This window comes from Nonomuraea sp. NPDC046570 (assembly GCF_040645915.1).
GTDB lineage: Bacteria > Actinomycetota > Actinomycetes > Streptosporangiales > Streptosporangiaceae > Nonomuraea.
Window position 1 is genome coordinate 101,170 of record NZ_JBEYZF010000002.1, and the last position, 15,699, is coordinate 116,868.

Sequence of the window (15,699 nt, forward strand, 5' to 3'; positions counted from 1 at the left end):
ACCGGGAACGTGCCAACACCGGATCAACAGTCGTTCAACGCCGCCCGGCGCCGGATCGCGGGGCCGATCGCCAACTGGCCGAGCGCCGCCAGCAGGCCCACGCCGCCGACGCTGAACCACAGCATCCGCGGGCCCAGGGCGAGCAGCCAGCCGCCGGCCAGCGGGGCCAGCAGCATGGCCAGCGACCAGGCGAAGCCGAACACGCCCGCGTAGCGTCCGCGCAGGTGGGCGGGGGCCAGGGTGGCCAGGATGGTGCCCGCGATGCCCGCGGTGACGATCTCGCCGAGCGTCCAGATCACGATGGTGGCGGCGAAGGCGAGCGTGGTCGTCACGAACGCGGTCAGCGCGAAGCCGACGCCGAGGACCGCGATGCCGAGCGCCAGCGTCCTGCTGTGGTCGCGGCGGCCCAGCCAGCCGGACACCAGCGGCTGGACGAGCACGATGAGCACCCCGTTGACCGCCATGGCCAGGCCGAACTCCGCGGTGCTCAGCCCCACGACCTTCACCATCGCCAGCGGCAGCATGCTCACCGTCTGCGCGTAGACGAAGGCATTGCCCAGCACCACGACGGTGAAGGCGAGCATCAGCCGGTCGCGCAGCACCTGCCCCCAGCCGCCCGTCTCGCTCTCGCCGCGGGCCGGCCTGGTCTCCGGGACCGCCCGCCAGACCAGGGCGGCGAACGCCAGGCAGCTGACCGCGTTGATCCAGAACAGCCACATGAAGCCCGACCCGGCCAGCCAGCCGCCGGCCGTCATGCCGACCGCGTAGCCGAGGTTGATCGCCCAGAACAGCAGCCCGTAGGCCTTCGGCCGGTCCACCGGCGAGACCAGGTCGGCCACCAGCGCGCTCGAGGCGGGCCGGTAGGCGTCGATGACCAGGCCGAGCGAGAACATCGAGGCCAGGATCGCGGGCAGGGTGGTGCTGTAGCCGAGCGCTGTCATGCAGACGGCGGTGGCGACCATCCCGCCGCTCAGCGTCGCCCGGCGGCCGATCCGGTCGGCCAGCGAGCCCGCCACGATCTGGGACACCAGCGAGCCCGCGCCGAACACCGCCATCACCAGCCCGGCCGTGGCGATCGACAGGCCGCGAGCCTGGGTCAGGTAGACGCCGGTGAACGGCATGACCATGGTGCCGAGCCGGTTGACCAGCGTGCCGCCCCACAACGCCCAGAACGGCCTGGGCAGCCCGTTGACCTGGGACTTGAGGAACGAGGGCTTGGGGGCGAGTGCGGTTGTCACGATCACATGTTCGACGGGTTGCGGGCTGCTCCGCGAACCTTTTAGGGCAGACTAAAACCATGACGGTCGTCTGGACGCTCAAAACCGAGGACGTGGCCAGGATCAGGTTCGCCTTCTCCCCGATCTGGGAGCTGGCCGCCAGCCTGCGCACCCTGCGCGACCCCGCCCGGCAGTCCATCCACCTGCCGTGGATCACCGCCGTACGGCCCCGGCTGCCCGCCCTCGACCTGTCCGAACTGTTCGCTCTCGTCCCCCCGAGCGGCTACCTGGCCGACTTCATCACCCCGCCCCCGGACACCCCGCTGCCCGACTTCGCGGCCGAGCTGGACAGGGTACGGCGCACGCCGCCCGGAACCGCCTTCACCGAGGCGGGCAACATCGTCGGCGCCGACCCGGCGGTCATCGCCCGGTTCAGGGCCGACCCCGCCGCCGGGATCGCCAGGGTGGCCGACGCGCTGGAGGCCTACTGGGAGACGTGCTTCGCCGAGTTCTGGCCGCGGGTGCAGGGGCTGCTCGAACGCGATGTGCTGCGCAGGTCGCGGGAACTGGTCGCGCACGGCGCGCACGGGCTGTTCGCCGAACTCGACCCGGCGATCAGGTGGACCGGCGGGCAACTGATCATCGACCGGCCGTGGTGCCACGACGGGCAGCCGGGCGGGGACGGGCTGGTGGTGATGCCCAGCGCGTTCTACTGGCCGAGCGTGGCGGTGATGACGCCGCCGTACCAGCCGACGCTGGTCTACCCCGTGTACGGCGTCGGCACGCTGTGGGAGGAGGGGCCGCCGCCCGCGCCCGGCGCGCTGGCCGCGCTGATCGGCAGGAGCCGGGCCAGCATCCTGCTCGCGCTGGCCGAACCCGCGACCACCTCGGCGCTGGCCCGGCGGATGACGCTCACCCCCGGCGCGGTCAGCCAGCACCTCAAGGTGCTCAGCGCGGGCGGGCTGGCGGTGGGGCGGCGACTCGGCAAGGAGGTGGTGTACCACCGCACCGCGACGGGGGACGCGCTGGCGTGCAGCTCGCGGTGACCGCGCCGTCCGCGGCCGGTGACGTTACGTGTCTATGCGTAGCGCGCCGACTCCAGCAGCCAGTCCAGGTGCGCGCGGGGCGCGCCCAGGTAGGCGCAGGCGACCTTGCTCACCTCCCTGGCCGTCCCCGGATCGAGGCCGTCCAGCGGTAGCCGCCGCGCCGCGTCGCTCATCTCCGCGCACCGCTCGGCCACCCGGTCGAGCACCCACGCCACCGCCTCCGGCTCCCCGAGCCCCAGCTCCGCGCAGGCCACCACCACCAGGTTGTGCCCGTCGCCGCGCTCCTTCGGCAGCGAGGCCACGTCGTTGCACCAGGCCGTCACGTCCCCGCACGACTCCACCAGCGTCTGCCAGGCCCAGCCCGCCTGCAGCTCCGGCGGCACCTCCACGCCCAGGCACGGCTCCACCAGATCGAACAGGAACGGCCCGACCGTCCCCCGGCGCAGCGCCGGGTACTCCGACAGCGTCGGCGTCCGCCCCCTGCGCCGGTTCCCCGCCTGGGTACGGCACGCGTCGTGCTGGCGCTGCAGGTTCGTCGCGAACCGCAGCCGCCACTCGTCGCTCATCCCGGCGCTGGTCCGCCGCCACAGCTCCGCGAACGACGACTCCAGCGGATGCTCGCCGTGCCCGTCGAACAGCCGGGGATAGTCGCCGCCCGCCTCGTCGAGCTCGTCGTCCAGCAGGAACAGCCAGGTCAGCCACTGCGCGAACAGGGAGGCCGCGCCGGTGTCGAACTCGGCGAAGGCCCTGGCCGCCATCCGGTGGAAGTCCGCGCCCGGATCGGGCCGCAGTCCCGTCCTGCGGGTCCAGTCGATGACGGCCGCCTCGATCGAGTAGACCGACGGATGCAGCCGGCACGGCGCGGCCAGCACGGGCACCCGCTCGGTGAGCGGGACGAGCGCGGCCGCGGCCGTCATCGTCAGCGGCGTCACAACGGGCCGTAGAGCCAGTTGCCCGGCGCGTTCGGGTCGTCGTCGGCGTAGAACTGGCGGCTGGCAGCCACCAGGTCACCGACCGCCAGCGTGCCCTCGCCGTCGAGGTCGAGCCGGTCGAAGGCGGCGTCGATGTCGTCGTAGGAGGTGCCGAACGCGCTCAGCATGGTGCGGAACTCGGCGGGCCCGATCCGGCCGTCGCGGTCGCCGTCGCACAGCTCGGCGACCGCCTGCGCGGCCGGGCGGAAGACCGGCTCGAAACGGTCGCCGTCGATGAAGGCGGCGGCCATGCCGGCGTGGAACTGCTCGCGGGTGAGCCGCCCCTCGCGGCCGCCGCCCGTCTCGGCCGTCACGGCGGACCAGATCGCGTCGAAGCTGTCGACGAGCTTGCGGCCGGTCACCGAGGTCGGCGACTCGCCGAAGCCGACCAGGATGCGCGCGCCGAGCCCCAGCAGGTCCTCGCGCCCGATCTCGCCCTCGCCGTTGACGTCCACGTGCCCGAAGGCCCGATCGAGTTTGCGTTGGCGCAGCTCAGTGCGCATGAATGCCTCCCCCGAGACGACTGTGATCAATCACAGTAGGTCGGGCGGCGGGCTTTGTCAGCGAGGCACACGGCGATCATGTGGCGCCCCTGGTGCGAGGGGGGCTCGTAACGTGGCCGAAACACGCGGCAGGCAGACTGTAAGCGACCAGACCTGTCTTCGCACAAGGGGATGCATTGGACCGCCAGCAGGAGTTCGTCCTCCGCACTCTGGAGGAGCGCGACATCCGGTTCATCCGGCTGTGGTTCACCGACGTGCTCGGCTTCCTCAAGTCCGTGGCGATCGCCCCCGCCGAGCTCGAAGGCGCCTTCGCCGAGGGCATCGGCTTCGACGGCTCGGCCATCGAGGGCTTCGCCCGGGTCTACGAGGCGGACATGCTGGCCAAGCCCGACCCCTCGACGTTCCAGATCCTGCCCTGGCGCAGCGAGTCGCCGGGCGCCGCGCGCATCTTCTGCGACATCCTGATGCCCGACGGCACGCCCTCGCACGCCGACCCGCGCTGGGTGCTCAAGCGCACGCTGGCCAAGTGCGCCGACATGGGCTTCACCTTCTACACCCACCCCGAGATCGAGTTCTTCCTGCTGAAGAACCGGCCGTCCGACGGCGTCGCGCGGCCCGAGCCCATCGACGCGGGCGGCTACTTCGACCACACCCCGCACAGCTCCGGCCACGACTTCCGGCGCAACGCGATCATGATGCTGGAGTCCATGGGCATCTCGGTGGAGTTCAGCCACCACGAGGGCGCGCCCGGCCAGCAGGAGATCGACCTGCGTTACGCCGACGCGCTGACCACCGCCGACAACATCATGACCTTCCGCTTGGTGATGAAGGAGGTCGCGCTGGAGCAGGGCATCTGGGCCTCCTTCATGCCCAAGCCGTTCACCGAGCACCCCGGTTCGGGCATGCACACCCACATGTCGCTGTTCGAGGGCGACCGCAACGCCTTCTACGAGGCGGGCGCCGACTACCAGCTCTCCAAGATCGGCCGCTCGTTCATCGCGGGCCTGCTCAGGCACGCGGCGGAGATCACCGCGGTCACCAACCAGTGGGTCAACTCCTACAAGCGCCTGTGGGGCGACGTGGAGGCGATCGCGGGCGCGGGCGGCGAGGCGCCCTCCTACATCTGCTGGGGCCACAACAACCGCTCGGCCCTGGTACGGGTGCCCATGTACAAGCCGCACAAGGGCGGCTCGACCCGGGTGGAGTTCCGCTCGCTCGACTCGGCCTGCAACCCCTACCTCGCCTTCGCCGTGGTGCTGGCCGCCGGGCTCAAGGGCATCGAGGAGGGCTACGAGATGCCGCCCGCGGCCGAGGACAACGTGTGGGCGCTGACCAGCGCCGAGCGCCGCGCCCTCGGCATCCAGCCGTTGCCGCAGTCGCTGGACGAGGCGGTCGCGGTGATGGAGCAGAGCGAACTCGTCGCCGGGACCCTCGGCGAGCACGTCTTCGACTACTTCCTCCGCAACAAGCGCTCGGAGTGGCGCGAGTACCGCCGCCAGGTCACCGAGTTCGAACTGGGCCGCTACCTGCCGGTTCTGTGACCGGGCGCAGGCGGAGGAGCAGGGTCGCGAGGGCGCCGATGACGAGCCAGCCGGTAAGGCCGAAGACTCCGCCCAGCAAGGGGTTCAGCGGGGACCGGGCGTCGGAGGTGATCAGGTAGAGCGCGGGCACCGAGGAGTTGAAGGCCGCGTGGCCGAGCACGGCGGGCCAGACGCTGCCGGTGCGCAGGCGGAGCCAGCCGAGGACGGCGCCGATTGTCACGCAGGTCAAGGTGAACAGGGGCGCGCCCCATGCGCCGAGCCCGGGGTAGTTGAAGCCCAGTAGGGTCAGCGGCGCGTGCCACAGGCCCCAGATCACGCCGGACAGCGCGAGTGCGGCGCCCCGCCCCAGGGGCATCAGCCGGGGGAGCAGCCAGCCGCGCCAGCCCCACTCCTCGCCGAAGGCGCCGAGCGCGGCGGACAGCGTGCCGATCACGATCGATATCACCAGGCCGAGCGCGGCGGTGGAGTGGTCGCCCTGGGGGAAGGCCCGGCGGTACCCCGACAGGCCCGCCAGGTCGGTGGGGAACACCCCGGCCAGGGCGCTGAGCGCGATCACCACGGCGACCACGACCGGTACGGCGATCCAGGTGGCGGCGGTGAAACGCAGTGCGCGTCCAGATCTGCCGCCCAAGGTCAGGCCGGTGTCGCGGGCCCATGTCCGCGGTGCGGCGGCGGGGTCCTCGCGTAGCCGGGCGAGCAGCCACACGGCGAGCACTGCGAGGGTGGGGGAGAGCTGCATGCCCGCGAGGGTGATCGGGAGCGCGGGGTGGGCGAGGCCCAGCTCCGAGGTCCACAAGGGGAGGGCGGCAAGCCAGGCGCCGCCGAAGGCGATGGTCAGGTAGAGCCCCAGTGGGGCTCGGGTGGAGGTCATGGCCCCCATCCTCGGAAGGGCCGGGACCGGCGGCCAGTGAAGAATTCACGTACTTGACAGGTGAACCTTGCACGATCGTTGCGAGATGTGCAATTTTACATATCACATACCTGACACTCACTTACCCCCCAGGAGTGCCATGCGCATCGCCCGTGTCTTACCGGCCACCCTGCTGGCGGCGGGCCTCGTGATGGGCGGCCTCGCGGCGCCCGCCGCGGCCACGGAGACGGCTCCGGCCGTACCCCCGCCCGTTCAGCGGCTCGGGGAGGACCCCGCGGCCCATGCCGGCAGGGAAACGTTGCCCGCCAAGGACCGGGCGCCGCTGCCCGCGACCAAGGACGAGCTGCGGCGTGACTACGACGACCCGACCTCCGTCAAGGAGCCGAGGCGCCCCTCGGCGCCGAAGGCGAAGGCCGCCGCCGCGGCGGCCTGCAACGTGTCCGACTTCACCGGGCGCACCGGCTCGGCCCTGGTCACCGCGATCAAGGGTGCGGAGGTCGGCTGCATCAACACGCTGTTCCCGCTCACCGGCACCGACGCCAGCGGCGCCTTCCGCGAAGCGCAGATGGTGACCGTCGCCAACGCCCTGCGCGACAACTCCGTCTCCTACCCCGGTGACAACAGCACCTCGACCGCCCAGCTCGTGCTCTACCTGCGCGCCGGCTACTACGTCCAGTGGTACAATCCCGGCGATGTCGGCACCTACGGCTCCGCGCTGCGCACCGCGATCCGCGGCGGCCTCGACGCCTTCTACAATCACAGCCGCTCCCAGGACGTCACCGAGGCCAACGGCGAGATCCTGGCCGAGGCGATCATCCTGATCGACAGCGCCCAGGAGAACGCCCGCTACATCCACGTCGTCAAGCGCATGCTGAACGGCTACAACAGCTCCTACAACACCTGGTGGATGCTGTCCGCGGTCAACAACGTCTACACCGTGCTGTTCCGCGGCCACCAGGTGCCCGAGTTCGTCACCGCCGTACAGAACGACACCAGCGTGCTCGACACCCTGTACAACTTCGCGAACGGCCACCTGAACCTGCTCGGCACCGACGAGGGCTTCCTGGTCTCCAACGCCGGGCGCGAGCTGTCCAGGTTCGTCCAGCACACCGCGCTGCAGTCCAAGGTGCGCCCGCAACTGCGCGGCCTGCTGCAGCAGTCGAACATCAGCGGCCCCACCGCGCCGCTGTGGGTCGGCATCGCCGAGATGGTCGACTACTACGACTCGTCGCAGTGCTCCTACTACGGCACCTGCGACCTGCAGAACCGCCTCATCGCCACGGTCCTGCCGATCAACCACACCTGCGGCCCCACCCTGCGGATCAGGGCCCAGGCGATGACCTCGGCGGAACTGCAGGCGAGCTGCTCCAGCCTCGCCAACCAGGACGCCTACTTCCACAACCTGGTCGACGACAACGGGCCTGTCGCCAACGACAACAACACCGCGCTGGAGGTCATCGCCTTCGACTCCAGCACCGACTACCAGACCTACGCCGGCGCCATCTACGGCATCGACACCAACAACGGCGGCATGTACCTGGAGGGCAACCCCGCCACGGCGGGCAACCAGCCCAGGTTCATCGCCTACGAGGCCGAGTGGCTGCGCCCCGCCTTCGAGATCTGGAACCTCAACCACGAGTACACCCACTACCTCGACGGCCGCTTCAACATGTACGGCGACTTCAACGCCGGTGTGAGCACGCCGACCATCTGGTGGATCGAGGGCTTCGCCGAGTACGTCTCCTACGGCTACCGCCGGCAGGTCTACGACGCCGCGATCACCGAGGCGGGCAAGCACACCTACCAGCTCTCCACCCTGTTCGACACCACCTACGAGAACGCCGACACCCAGCGCGTCTACCGCTGGGGCTACCTCGCCGTCCGCTACATGTTCGAGAAGCGCGCCGCGGACGTGACCACCGTGCTCGGCCACTACCGCGGCGGCAACTGGAACGCCGCCCGCACCTTCCTGCAGGGCCTCAACCTCAACGGCGACTTCGACACCTGGCTGACCGCGTGCGCGGCGGGCGCCTGCGGCGGCAGCACCGGCGGCAACGCCGCCCCCACGGCGAGCTTCACCGCGTCGGTCTCCGGCCTGACCGCGACCTTCGCCGACACCTCCACCGACACCGACGGCAGCATCGCGAGCCGGTCGTGGGACTTCGGCGACGGCACCACCTCCACGTCGGCCGCCCCGTCGAAGACGTACACCGCGGCGGGCACCTACACCGTCAGGCTCACCGTCACCGACAACGAGGGCGCGACCGGGACGACCACCAAGAGCGTCACCGTCACCTCGACGCCCGAGTGCTCCGGATCCGACACCCGCGCGCTGGGCAAGAACTGCAAGCGCTCCGGCCTGTCGGCCTCCCAGGGCAACTACGCCTACCTGTTCATCACCATCCCGGCCGGGACCACCAAGCTGACCATCACCAGCTCGGGCGGCACCGGCGACGCCGACCTGTACTACAACGGCGCGAGCTGGGCCACCACCGGCTCCTACACCTCCCGCGCGACGGGCGCGGGCAACACCCACACCCTCACCGTCCACAACCCGCCCACCGGCTACAACTACATCAGCCTGTACGGCACGGCCGCCTTCTCCGGCGCCACCGTGACCACGAGCTACTGACCTGACCGGGTGAGGGGGTGACGGCCGCGGGGACCGTCACCCCCTTCCCCTTTCGTCAGAAGCCGTACTGCGGGAACAGGTCGGTGGTCGGCCAGGAGCCGTTGACCGGGGTCCGGTTCATCTGGTCGTCCAGCGTGTCGAAGTCCAGCGAGCCCTCCTCCTCACGCCTGTTGAACAGGAACGAGTAGGTCCAGCCGTTCTGCAGCCTGGCCAGGTAGGTGTGGGTGCCCGGCATGCCGCCCGAGTGCCAGGTGTTGAGGTTTCCGGGGACCTGCCGCGCGTACCAGCCGCAGCCGTACCACCAGCCGTCCCCGCTCTCCCCGATCTCCGGCCTGGCCATGATCGTCGCGAGGGAGTTCGCGTTCAGCACCGGACCGGCCGCGTCGAAGATGCGCGCGTACCGCACCATGTCCACGGCCGAGGCGATCCAGCCTCCGTTGGCGTCCTGGTTGGGCATGTTGAAGCCGCCATAGGGGAAGGGCACGACCTGCCCCGACCCGTCGACGACCGACTTGTTGGTGTACTTCGAGGTGTAGGACACCTCACTGGCGGACATCTCCGACCTGAGGCTCCGGCCGAGGCGCATCCGCGTGATGCCGACGGGCGCCAGGATGGCCTGCTTGACGTAGTCCTCGTAGGAGCGGCCGGACACCTTCGCGATGATCCGCCCGAGCAGCATGTAGCCGTAGTTGCTGTAGTACATCCGCGTGCCCGGGTCGTGGTCGAGCGGCCTGGCGTTGCGGTAGGCGATGATGTCGTCGTGCCCGATGGGTAGCGGCACGTCGAGCGCGGCGGCGATGGTGTGGTCGATCCAGAGCGGGTCCTTGGAGGTGTCCCGGTTCCAGCCGCCGAGGTGCTGCATCAGCCGCAGCACCGTCACCTGGTCCATCCGCGGGTCGGCGGTGGCCGACAGGCCGAGCAGCGTGGTCACCGGGGCGCCGAGGCTCAGCTTGCCGTCCTGCACCAGGCGCATGATCGCGGCGGAGGTGATGCTCTTGCTCAGGCTGGCGATCCGGAACAACGACGTCGGGGTCACCCTGGCCAGGATGTACGCCTTGGTGGGCGGGGCGTAGGTGCCGTAGCCGCGGGCCATGACCAGCTTGCCGTGCTTGGTCATCGCGAGCTGCCCGCAACTGATCTCGCGCTCGGTCATGAAGGTCTGCACGACCTTGTCGAATCCGGCCAGCGAAGCCGGGACGGTGCCCGTCGCCAGCGGGCCCGCCGTGGTGGCGTGGGCCGGGCCGGCGCTCAACGCGATCGCGGGTACGGCGGCGGCTCCCGCCTTGAGCAAGTTGCGCCGAGTCAACGCTGTCACTTCTGACCCCCAAGTCACATCTGTGTCAGGAAGATCATCATTTTAGGGGTCGTTGGTGTTCGTGGCAGGATCTCCGGGAAGACGGGCGGCCACGCGAGCGTTACACGCGCAAAACGGGGGCGTCATCGCCCCCTGCTTGGATCGCTACACCGGATGTCCGGTAAAATCGGTCTGTTTATAATGCAATTTTCGGACTTTGCGCCGGTAAGGCGCCTAGGAGGGTGTGGCATGACGACGGCGGCCCTGCAGACCGTGCTGACCGTTCCCGAGCGTTTCCGCGGGCCCGCGGAAATGGCGAACGGCGGGTGGATCGCCGGCACCGTCGCGGACGCCCTGCTCGCGGACCACGCGGCCGTCGAGGTCACGCTGCACGCGCCCACGCCGCTGGAGACCGAGCTCCGCCTGGAGCAGGTCGCCAACACCGTCGCGCTCTCCCACGACGGCAAGCTGCTCGTCGAGGCCATCCCCGTCCACGAGGACCTGGCCGCGCCCGCGTTCGTGCCGTTCAACGAGGCCGCCCGCGCCGAGGCCGGATTCGCCGGCTGGCACGCGCACGCCTTCCCCGAGTGCTTCGCCTGCGGCCTGCGCGAGCCCGGCGACGGCCTGCGCGTCTTCCCCGGCCCCGTCGAGGGCACCGACCTGGTGGCGGCGGGCTGGCGGGTGCCGTTCACGGTGACCGAGGGCGACGGCGTGCCCGCCTCGATCATGGGCGCGGTGCTCGACTGCATCACCGGCTGGGCGCACTTCGGGCCGGGCGAGTCGGCCCTGCTCGGGCGGCTGAGCCTGCAGATCCACCGCCGCGTCTACCCGGGCGGCACCTACTCGGTGGTCGGCCGCGCCACCGGCCGCGAGGGCCGCAAGCTCCTCGGCCAGAGCGCCATCTACGAGGTGGACGGCACCCTCGTCGCCGCCGCCCAGGCCACCTGGATCGCGCCCCGCTAGAAGGTCAGTCCTTGACGAGTCGTTCGGCGACCAGGCGGGCGCAACGGTCGTCGAACACGATCGTGTAGTGGTTGCAGTCGGGGACCAGTTCGTCGCGCAGCCCCGGGACCCGGGCCCGCCATTCGGCGGCCAGGGACTCGGGGAGCAGGCCGGGCTCCTGACCGAGCAGCCCGCGCGGCGCCCGCAGCAGCGTGAGCGGCACGTCGATCGCCCCCAGCGCCGCACCGAACCCGGCCGCCTCGGTACGCAGCCACCTGCCGTCCAGGTGTTCGGATTTCGGTCATTGATGGTCAAGAGGTGATAATTGCGGCTATGCGGATCACCGTTATCGAGCATGAGGCCGAGGCCGGTCTCGGGTACCTGGCCGGGTGGCTGGGCGTGCCGTGCGAGGTCGTCAGGCCGTACCTGGGGGACGAGGTGCCGGAGCGGGCCGCCGACGGGCTGGTCGTGCTCGGCGGGGAGGCGTCGGCCTGGGACGACGAGGGCTACCCGTGGCTTCCGGCCACCCGCGAGCTGCTGCGGGTCTCCGTCGGGGAGGGCACGCCGACGCTGGGCATCTGCCTGGGCGCCCAGCTCATGACCCTGGCCTGCGGCGGCACGGTCGAGCGCGGCTCGGCGGGCCTGGAGGTCGGCGCCTGCGAGGTGCGCGCCCTGCCCGCCGCCGGGGGCGACCGCCTGCTCGACGGCGTCGGTACGGCCGTCGCCGTGCAGTTCCACCAGGACGCGATGACCCGGCTCCCCGAAGGGGCGGTGCCGCTGCTGACGGGCTCCCGGTACCCCCACCAGGCCTACCGGCTCGGCGACGCGGCCTGGGCGGTGCAGTTCCACCCCGAGGCCACGCCGGAGATCTTCGCGCGCTGGACGGCGGGCAAGGGCGAGCTGGAGGAGCTGAACGCCGCGGTGAAGGAGGCCGAGGAGCCCTTGGTCGCGACCTGGCGCCCGGTCGCCGAGGCGTTCGCCCAGGTGGTCAGAGCCGGCGTCCGCGCTTGATCCGCGCCAGCCACTTCGCGATGCTGTCGAGGGGCGGCGCGGGCTCGGCCGTATCGGCGCGGGGGAGCGTGGGCTCCGCCCTGCCGTCGCGGGTCAGCATGTATGCCAGGCCGTGGACGCCGCCCAGGACCAGGGGGAGCAGGGTCAGGCCCGCAGCCGAGGAGGCGGGGCCTCCGGTGGGGACGCCCGCGCGCCTGAGGCGCCGCCACGCCCACACCGAGAACGGGATCACCACGACCGGCGCGGTGAGCACCCCCGGCGTGTAGCGGCGCACGGCAGCGCTCTGCGCCAGGTGGATCGCGCCGTGCAGCCCGAATCCGGCCAGCGCCGTCTGGAAGAGCGGGCTGCGCCCGCCGGTGGCCGCGCCCCGCGCCGACGCGACGGCCATCACCCCGGCCATCAGCCCGATGGCCACGTTCACATGCCGCTGCGGGACGTCGAGCCGGTCCCAGACCCAGCCGGGCACGTACGGCAGCCGCTCCTCCAGCTCGGGCCGCGCCTTCCGCGCCCACGCGGACATCGTCGTGAGCTCCTCCGCGTCATGCACGGCCCAGGCGGCGAGCAGCCCCCAGGTCACCGTCGCGGGCACCGCACCCATGTCGTCCTCCTCTATATACAACGCAACGTTGCGTTGCATATAGAGGGTACGCGGTGCTCGCCCCGCAGGCAACGGGCTGCCAAGATGGGAGGCGTGCCACGGATGGAATCGACCGCCGCCCGCCTGGCCAAGCTCGGCTTCGCCGACGGCGCCCGGGGCGCCCGGCTGCTCGCCGAACTGGGCCGCGAGCCCGCCTGGCTGGTCGACGCGCTCGGCGCCGCCGCCGACCCCGACCTGGCGCTCACCTCCCTGACCAGGCTGGCCGAGCAGGACCCCGGCGTCCTGGACGCGCTGGAGGGCGACGAGGGACTGCGGGCCAGGCTGCTGGGCGTGCTCGGGGTGAGCGCCGCGCTCGGCGAGCACCTCGTCCACCACCCGGCCCACTGGCACCCGCTCGCCGGCCCGCACGCCCTGCACCGGCCCGGCGAGGAGGAGCAACGGGCCGGGCTGCTGCGGGCGGTCGGCGCCGACCCCGACGCGGCCCGGCCGGTCGCGGAGGCCGCCGACGCGACGCCGGCGCTCAGGATCGCCTACCGGGGACGGCTGCTGAGCCTGGCCGCGCGCGACGTGACCGGCGAGACGGCGTTCGCCGAGGTCACCAGGGAGCTGTCCGGCCTGGCGGCGGCCGCGCTGGAGGCCGCCCTGGCCATCGCGCGTGCCGAGGTGGGCGACGACGACGTACGGCTGGCCGTGATCGGCATGGGCAAGTGCGGCGCCCGCGAACTCAACTACATCAGCGACGTCGATGTGATCTTCGTGGCCGAGCCGCGCGAGGGCGCCGACGAGACCAAGGCGCTGCGCACCGCGACCCGGCTCGCCCAGGCGCTGATGCGGGCCTGCTCGGCCGCCACGCCCGAGGGCGCGCTCTGGGAGGTGGACGCCGGGCTGCGGCCCGAGGGCAGGTCCGGCCCGCTGGTCCGCACCCTCGCCAGCCACCTGGCCTACTACCGGCGCTGGGCAAAGACGTGGGAGTTCCAGGCGCTGCTGAAAGCCCGGCCGGTGGCGGGCGACCTGGCGCTCGGCGAAAGCTACGTCGAGGCCGTCAACGAGCTGGTCTGGAATGCCGCCACCCGGGAGAACTTCGTCGAGGACGTGCAGGCCATGCGCCGCCGGGTCGAGGCGCACGCGCGCGTCGACGGCGAGCGCCAGCTCAAGCTCGGGCCGGGCGGGCTGCGCGACATCGAGTTCGCCGTGCAGCTCCTGCAGCTCGTGCACGGCAGGCTCGACCCGCTGCTGCGCCGCAGGGCCACCCTGCCGGCGCTGGCCGCCCTGTCCCGCGGCGGCTATGTCGGGCGCGACGACGCCCGCGCGCTGGCCGAGGCGTACACCTTCCTGCGCAGCGTCGAGCACCTGCTGCAGTTGCACCGGCTGCGCCGTACCCAGGTGGTGCCGTCGGGGGAGGCGGATCTGCGGAGGCTCGGCCGCGCGCTCGGCTCGGCCGCCGACCCGGTGGGGGAGTTCACCACCCGCTGGAAGCGGCACGCGATGGAGGCGCGGCGGCTGCACGAGAAGCTGTTCTACCGGCCGCTGCTGCAGGCCGTCGCCAGGCTGCCCGAGACCGGGGCGCGGCTGTCGGCCGGCGCGGCCTCGGCCCGGCTGCGCGCCCTCGGCTTCGCCGACCCCGACGGCGCCCTGCGCCACCTGGCGGCGCTCACCTCGGGCGTGTCGCGCCGCGCCGCCATCCAGCGCACGCTGCTGCCGGTGATGCTCGGCTGGTTCGCCGACACGCCCGACCCCGACGGCGCCCTGCTCGGCTTCCGCCAGGTCAGCGACAAGCTCGGCGCCACCCCCTGGTACCTCCGGCTGCTCCGCGACGAGACCGCGGTCGCCTCCCGGATGGCCAAAGTGCTCGGCACCAGCCGGTACGCCACCGGCCTGCTGCTGCACGCCCCCGACGCGGTCGCCCTGCTCGGCTCCGACCGGGAACTGGCCGCCCGCGCCCCCCAGGCGCTGCTCACCGAGGCGTCGGCGAGCGTGGCCAGGCACGGCCGGGACGCCGAGAAGGCCGTCGCCTCGGTCCGCGCGCTGCGCCGCAGGGAACTCTTCCGTACGGCGGTCGCCGACCTGTCCGGCCTGATCGACATCGAACAGGTCGGCGTCACCCTCTCCGACCTGAACGACGTGACCATCCAGGCGGCCCTCGACACCGCGATCGCCAAGGTGTCCCTGGAACGGCGCACCCCCCTGGCCACCAGGTTCGCCGTCATCGCCATGGGCCGCCTCGGCGGCATGGAGTGCTCCTACGGCAGCGACGCCGACGTCATGTTCGTCCACGACCCGCTGCCCGGCGCCGCCGAACGCGAGGCCACCGAGGCCGCCTTCGCCGTCGCCAACGAGCTCAGGCGGCTGCTCGCGCTGCCCGCACCCGACCCGCCGCTGCTCATCGACCCCGACCTGCGGCCCGAGGGCAGGCAGGGCCCGCTCGTCCGCACCCTGGCCTCCTACCGGGCCTACTACGCGCGCTGGTCGTCGCCGTGGGAGGCGCAGGCGCTGCTGCGCGCCCGCTTCTCGGCCGGAGACGCCGCCCTGGGCGCCGCGTTCGCCGACGCGATCGGCGTCCTGCGCTACCCGGACGGCGGCATCCCCGAGGCGGCGGTACGCGAGATCAGGCACCTGAAGGCCCGGATGGAGGCCGAGCGGCTGCCCCGCGGCGCCGACCCCGCCCTGCACACCAAGCTCGGCAGGGGCGGGCTGGCCGACGTGGAGTGGGTGGCGCAGCTCCTGCAGCTCAGGCACGCCTCCGCCGTACCGCCGCTGCGGACCACCAGGACCCTGCGGGCGCTCCGCGCGGCCGTGGAGGCGGGGCTGCTCGACGCAGCCGACGAGCAGGTCCTGGCGGAGGCGTGGATCTTCGCCTCGCGGGTCAGGGACGCGATCGTCCTGGTCAAGGGCAGGGCGGCGGACAGCGTACCGGCCGGTGGCCGGGACCGGCGGCTGATCGCCATGACCCTCGGCTACCCGCCGGACGGGTCGGAGGACTTCCTCGACGACTACCGCCGCGTCACCCGCCGCGCCCGCCAGGTCGTCGAGCGCGTCTTCTACTGACCGGACTTTCTGGTTACTGATCCTGTGC

13 protein-coding genes are annotated in these 15,699 nt (G+C 72.0%); 6 read left to right on the forward strand and 7 right to left on the reverse strand.

The genetic code is table 11. The features are described from left to right. Nucleotides 1-23: 23 nt before the first annotated feature. Entirely contained in the window at nt 24-1,238 is a 1,215-nt protein-coding gene (locus ABZ911_RS04040; RefSeq protein WP_358051639.1) for an MFS transporter, read from the reverse strand. A gap of 59 nt (nt 1,239-1,297) precedes the next feature. Between ABZ911_RS04040 and ABZ911_RS04045 the strand changes: the two genes are divergently transcribed. After that, complete coding sequence (locus ABZ911_RS04045; RefSeq protein ID WP_358051641.1) at nt 1,298-2,263, forward strand: DUF5937 family protein; 966 nt, start codon at nt 1,298-1,300, stop codon at nt 2,261-2,263. Nucleotides 2,264-2,295: 32 nt separating this feature from the next. Here ABZ911_RS04045 and ABZ911_RS04050 read toward each other — a convergent pair whose 3' ends face one another. Together ABZ911_RS04050 and ABZ911_RS04055 are read right to left on the reverse strand one after the other, a co-directional pair. Further along, nucleotides 2,296-3,180 (reverse strand): terpene synthase family protein, encoded by an 885-nt coding sequence (locus ABZ911_RS04050; RefSeq protein ID WP_358051642.1) that lies wholly within the window; start codon nt 3,178-3,180, stop codon nt 2,296-2,298. Between the two features lie 11 nt (nt 3,181-3,191). Beyond that, entirely contained in the window at nt 3,192-3,737 is a 546-nt protein-coding gene (locus ABZ911_RS04055; protein ID WP_358051643.1) for a hypothetical protein, read from the reverse strand. 176 nt (nt 3,738-3,913) lie between these two features. Here ABZ911_RS04055 and glnA point away from each other — a divergent pair, with 176 nt between their 5' ends. Further along, nucleotides 3,914-5,278, forward strand: coding sequence for a type I glutamate--ammonia ligase (gene glnA / locus ABZ911_RS04060; protein ID WP_358051645.1), 1,365 nt, complete (start codon nt 3,914-3,916; stop codon nt 5,276-5,278). On the opposite strand, the gene ABZ911_RS04065 is transcribed toward glnA, so the two are convergent. Then, the gene (locus ABZ911_RS04065) at nt 5,238-6,149 is read right to left on the reverse strand and encodes a CPBP family intramembrane glutamic endopeptidase (RefSeq protein ID WP_358051647.1); all 912 of its coding nucleotides are present in this window, start codon (nt 6,147-6,149) and stop codon (nt 5,238-5,240) included. The two genes, glnA and ABZ911_RS04065, sit on opposite strands and share 41 nt — an antisense overlap. 139 nt (nt 6,150-6,288) lie before the next feature. Here ABZ911_RS04065 and ABZ911_RS04070 point away from each other — a divergent pair, with 139 nt between their 5' ends. Then, nucleotides 6,289-8,781, forward strand: coding sequence for a collagenase (locus ABZ911_RS04070; RefSeq protein ID WP_358051649.1), 2,493 nt, complete (start codon nt 6,289-6,291; stop codon nt 8,779-8,781). 55 nt (nt 8,782-8,836) lie between these two features. Here the strand turns inward: ABZ911_RS04070 and ABZ911_RS04075 are convergent, their stop codons facing one another. After that, nucleotides 8,837-10,096 (reverse strand): serine hydrolase domain-containing protein, encoded by a 1,260-nt coding sequence (locus ABZ911_RS04075; RefSeq protein ID WP_358051651.1) that lies wholly within the window; start codon nt 10,094-10,096, stop codon nt 8,837-8,839. A gap of 228 nt (nt 10,097-10,324) precedes the next feature. Between ABZ911_RS04075 and ABZ911_RS04080 the strand changes: the two genes are divergently transcribed. Then, nucleotides 10,325-11,038 (forward strand): hypothetical protein, encoded by a 714-nt coding sequence (locus ABZ911_RS04080; protein WP_358051653.1) that lies wholly within the window; start codon nt 10,325-10,327, stop codon nt 11,036-11,038. Between the two features lie 4 nt (nt 11,039-11,042). Here the strand turns inward: ABZ911_RS04080 and ABZ911_RS04085 are convergent, their stop codons facing one another. After that, nucleotides 11,043-11,240 (reverse strand): hypothetical protein, encoded by a 198-nt coding sequence (locus tag ABZ911_RS04085; RefSeq protein ID WP_358051655.1) that lies wholly within the window; start codon nt 11,238-11,240, stop codon nt 11,043-11,045. A 110-nt stretch (nt 11,241-11,350) separates the two neighbouring features. Here ABZ911_RS04085 and ABZ911_RS04090 point away from each other — a divergent pair, with 110 nt between their 5' ends. After that, nucleotides 11,351-12,028 carry a type 1 glutamine amidotransferase gene (locus tag ABZ911_RS04090; protein ID WP_358051657.1) on the forward strand — a complete coding sequence of 226 codons (678 nt, stop codon included), beginning with the start codon at nt 11,351-11,353 and terminating at the stop codon, nt 12,026-12,028. Here ABZ911_RS04090 and ABZ911_RS04095 read toward each other — a convergent pair. Beyond that, the gene (locus ABZ911_RS04095) at nt 12,006-12,626 is read right to left on the reverse strand and encodes an HXXEE domain-containing protein (RefSeq protein ID WP_358051658.1); all 621 of its coding nucleotides are present in this window, start codon (nt 12,624-12,626) and stop codon (nt 12,006-12,008) included. The genes ABZ911_RS04090 and ABZ911_RS04095 overlap by 23 nt on opposite strands. Nucleotides 12,627-12,710: 84 nt before the next feature. Here ABZ911_RS04095 and ABZ911_RS04100 point away from each other — a divergent pair, with 84 nt between their 5' ends. Beyond that, the gene (locus ABZ911_RS04100) at nt 12,711-15,671 is read left to right on the forward strand and encodes a bifunctional [glutamine synthetase] adenylyltransferase/[glutamine synthetase]-adenylyl-L-tyrosine phosphorylase (protein ID WP_358051660.1); all 2,961 of its coding nucleotides are present in this window, start codon (nt 12,711-12,713) and stop codon (nt 15,669-15,671) included. The last annotated feature ends 28 nt before the right edge of the window (nt 15,672-15,699 follow it).

Bases quoted from the DNA above. Each gene is read 5' to 3' on its own strand.
- ABZ911_RS04045 (WP_358051641.1), top strand. From the start codon at position 1,298: ATGACGGTCGTCTGGACGCTCAAAACCGAGGACGTGGCCAGGATCAGG.
- ABZ911_RS04050 (WP_358051642.1), bottom strand. From the start codon at position 3,180: ATGACGGCCGCGGCCGCGCTCGTCCCGCTCACCGAGCGGGTGCCCGTG.
- ABZ911_RS04055 (WP_358051643.1), bottom strand. From the start codon at position 3,737: ATGCGCACTGAGCTGCGCCAACGCAAACTCGATCGGGCCTTCGGGCAC.
- ABZ911_RS04065 (WP_358051647.1), bottom strand. From the start codon at position 6,149: ATGACCTCCACCCGAGCCCCACTGGGGCTCTACCTGACCATCGCCTTC.
- ABZ911_RS04070 (WP_358051649.1), top strand. From the start codon at position 6,289: ATGCGCATCGCCCGTGTCTTACCGGCCACCCTGCTGGCGGCGGGCCTC.
- ABZ911_RS04080 (WP_358051653.1), top strand. From the start codon at position 10,325: ATGACGACGGCGGCCCTGCAGACCGTGCTGACCGTTCCCGAGCGTTTC.
- ABZ911_RS04090 (WP_358051657.1), top strand. From the start codon at position 11,351: ATGCGGATCACCGTTATCGAGCATGAGGCCGAGGCCGGTCTCGGGTAC.
- ABZ911_RS04095 (WP_358051658.1), bottom strand. From the start codon at position 12,626: ATGGGTGCGGTGCCCGCGACGGTGACCTGGGGGCTGCTCGCCGCCTGG.
- ABZ911_RS04100 (WP_358051660.1), top strand. From the start codon at position 12,711: ATGGGAGGCGTGCCACGGATGGAATCGACCGCCGCCCGCCTGGCCAAG.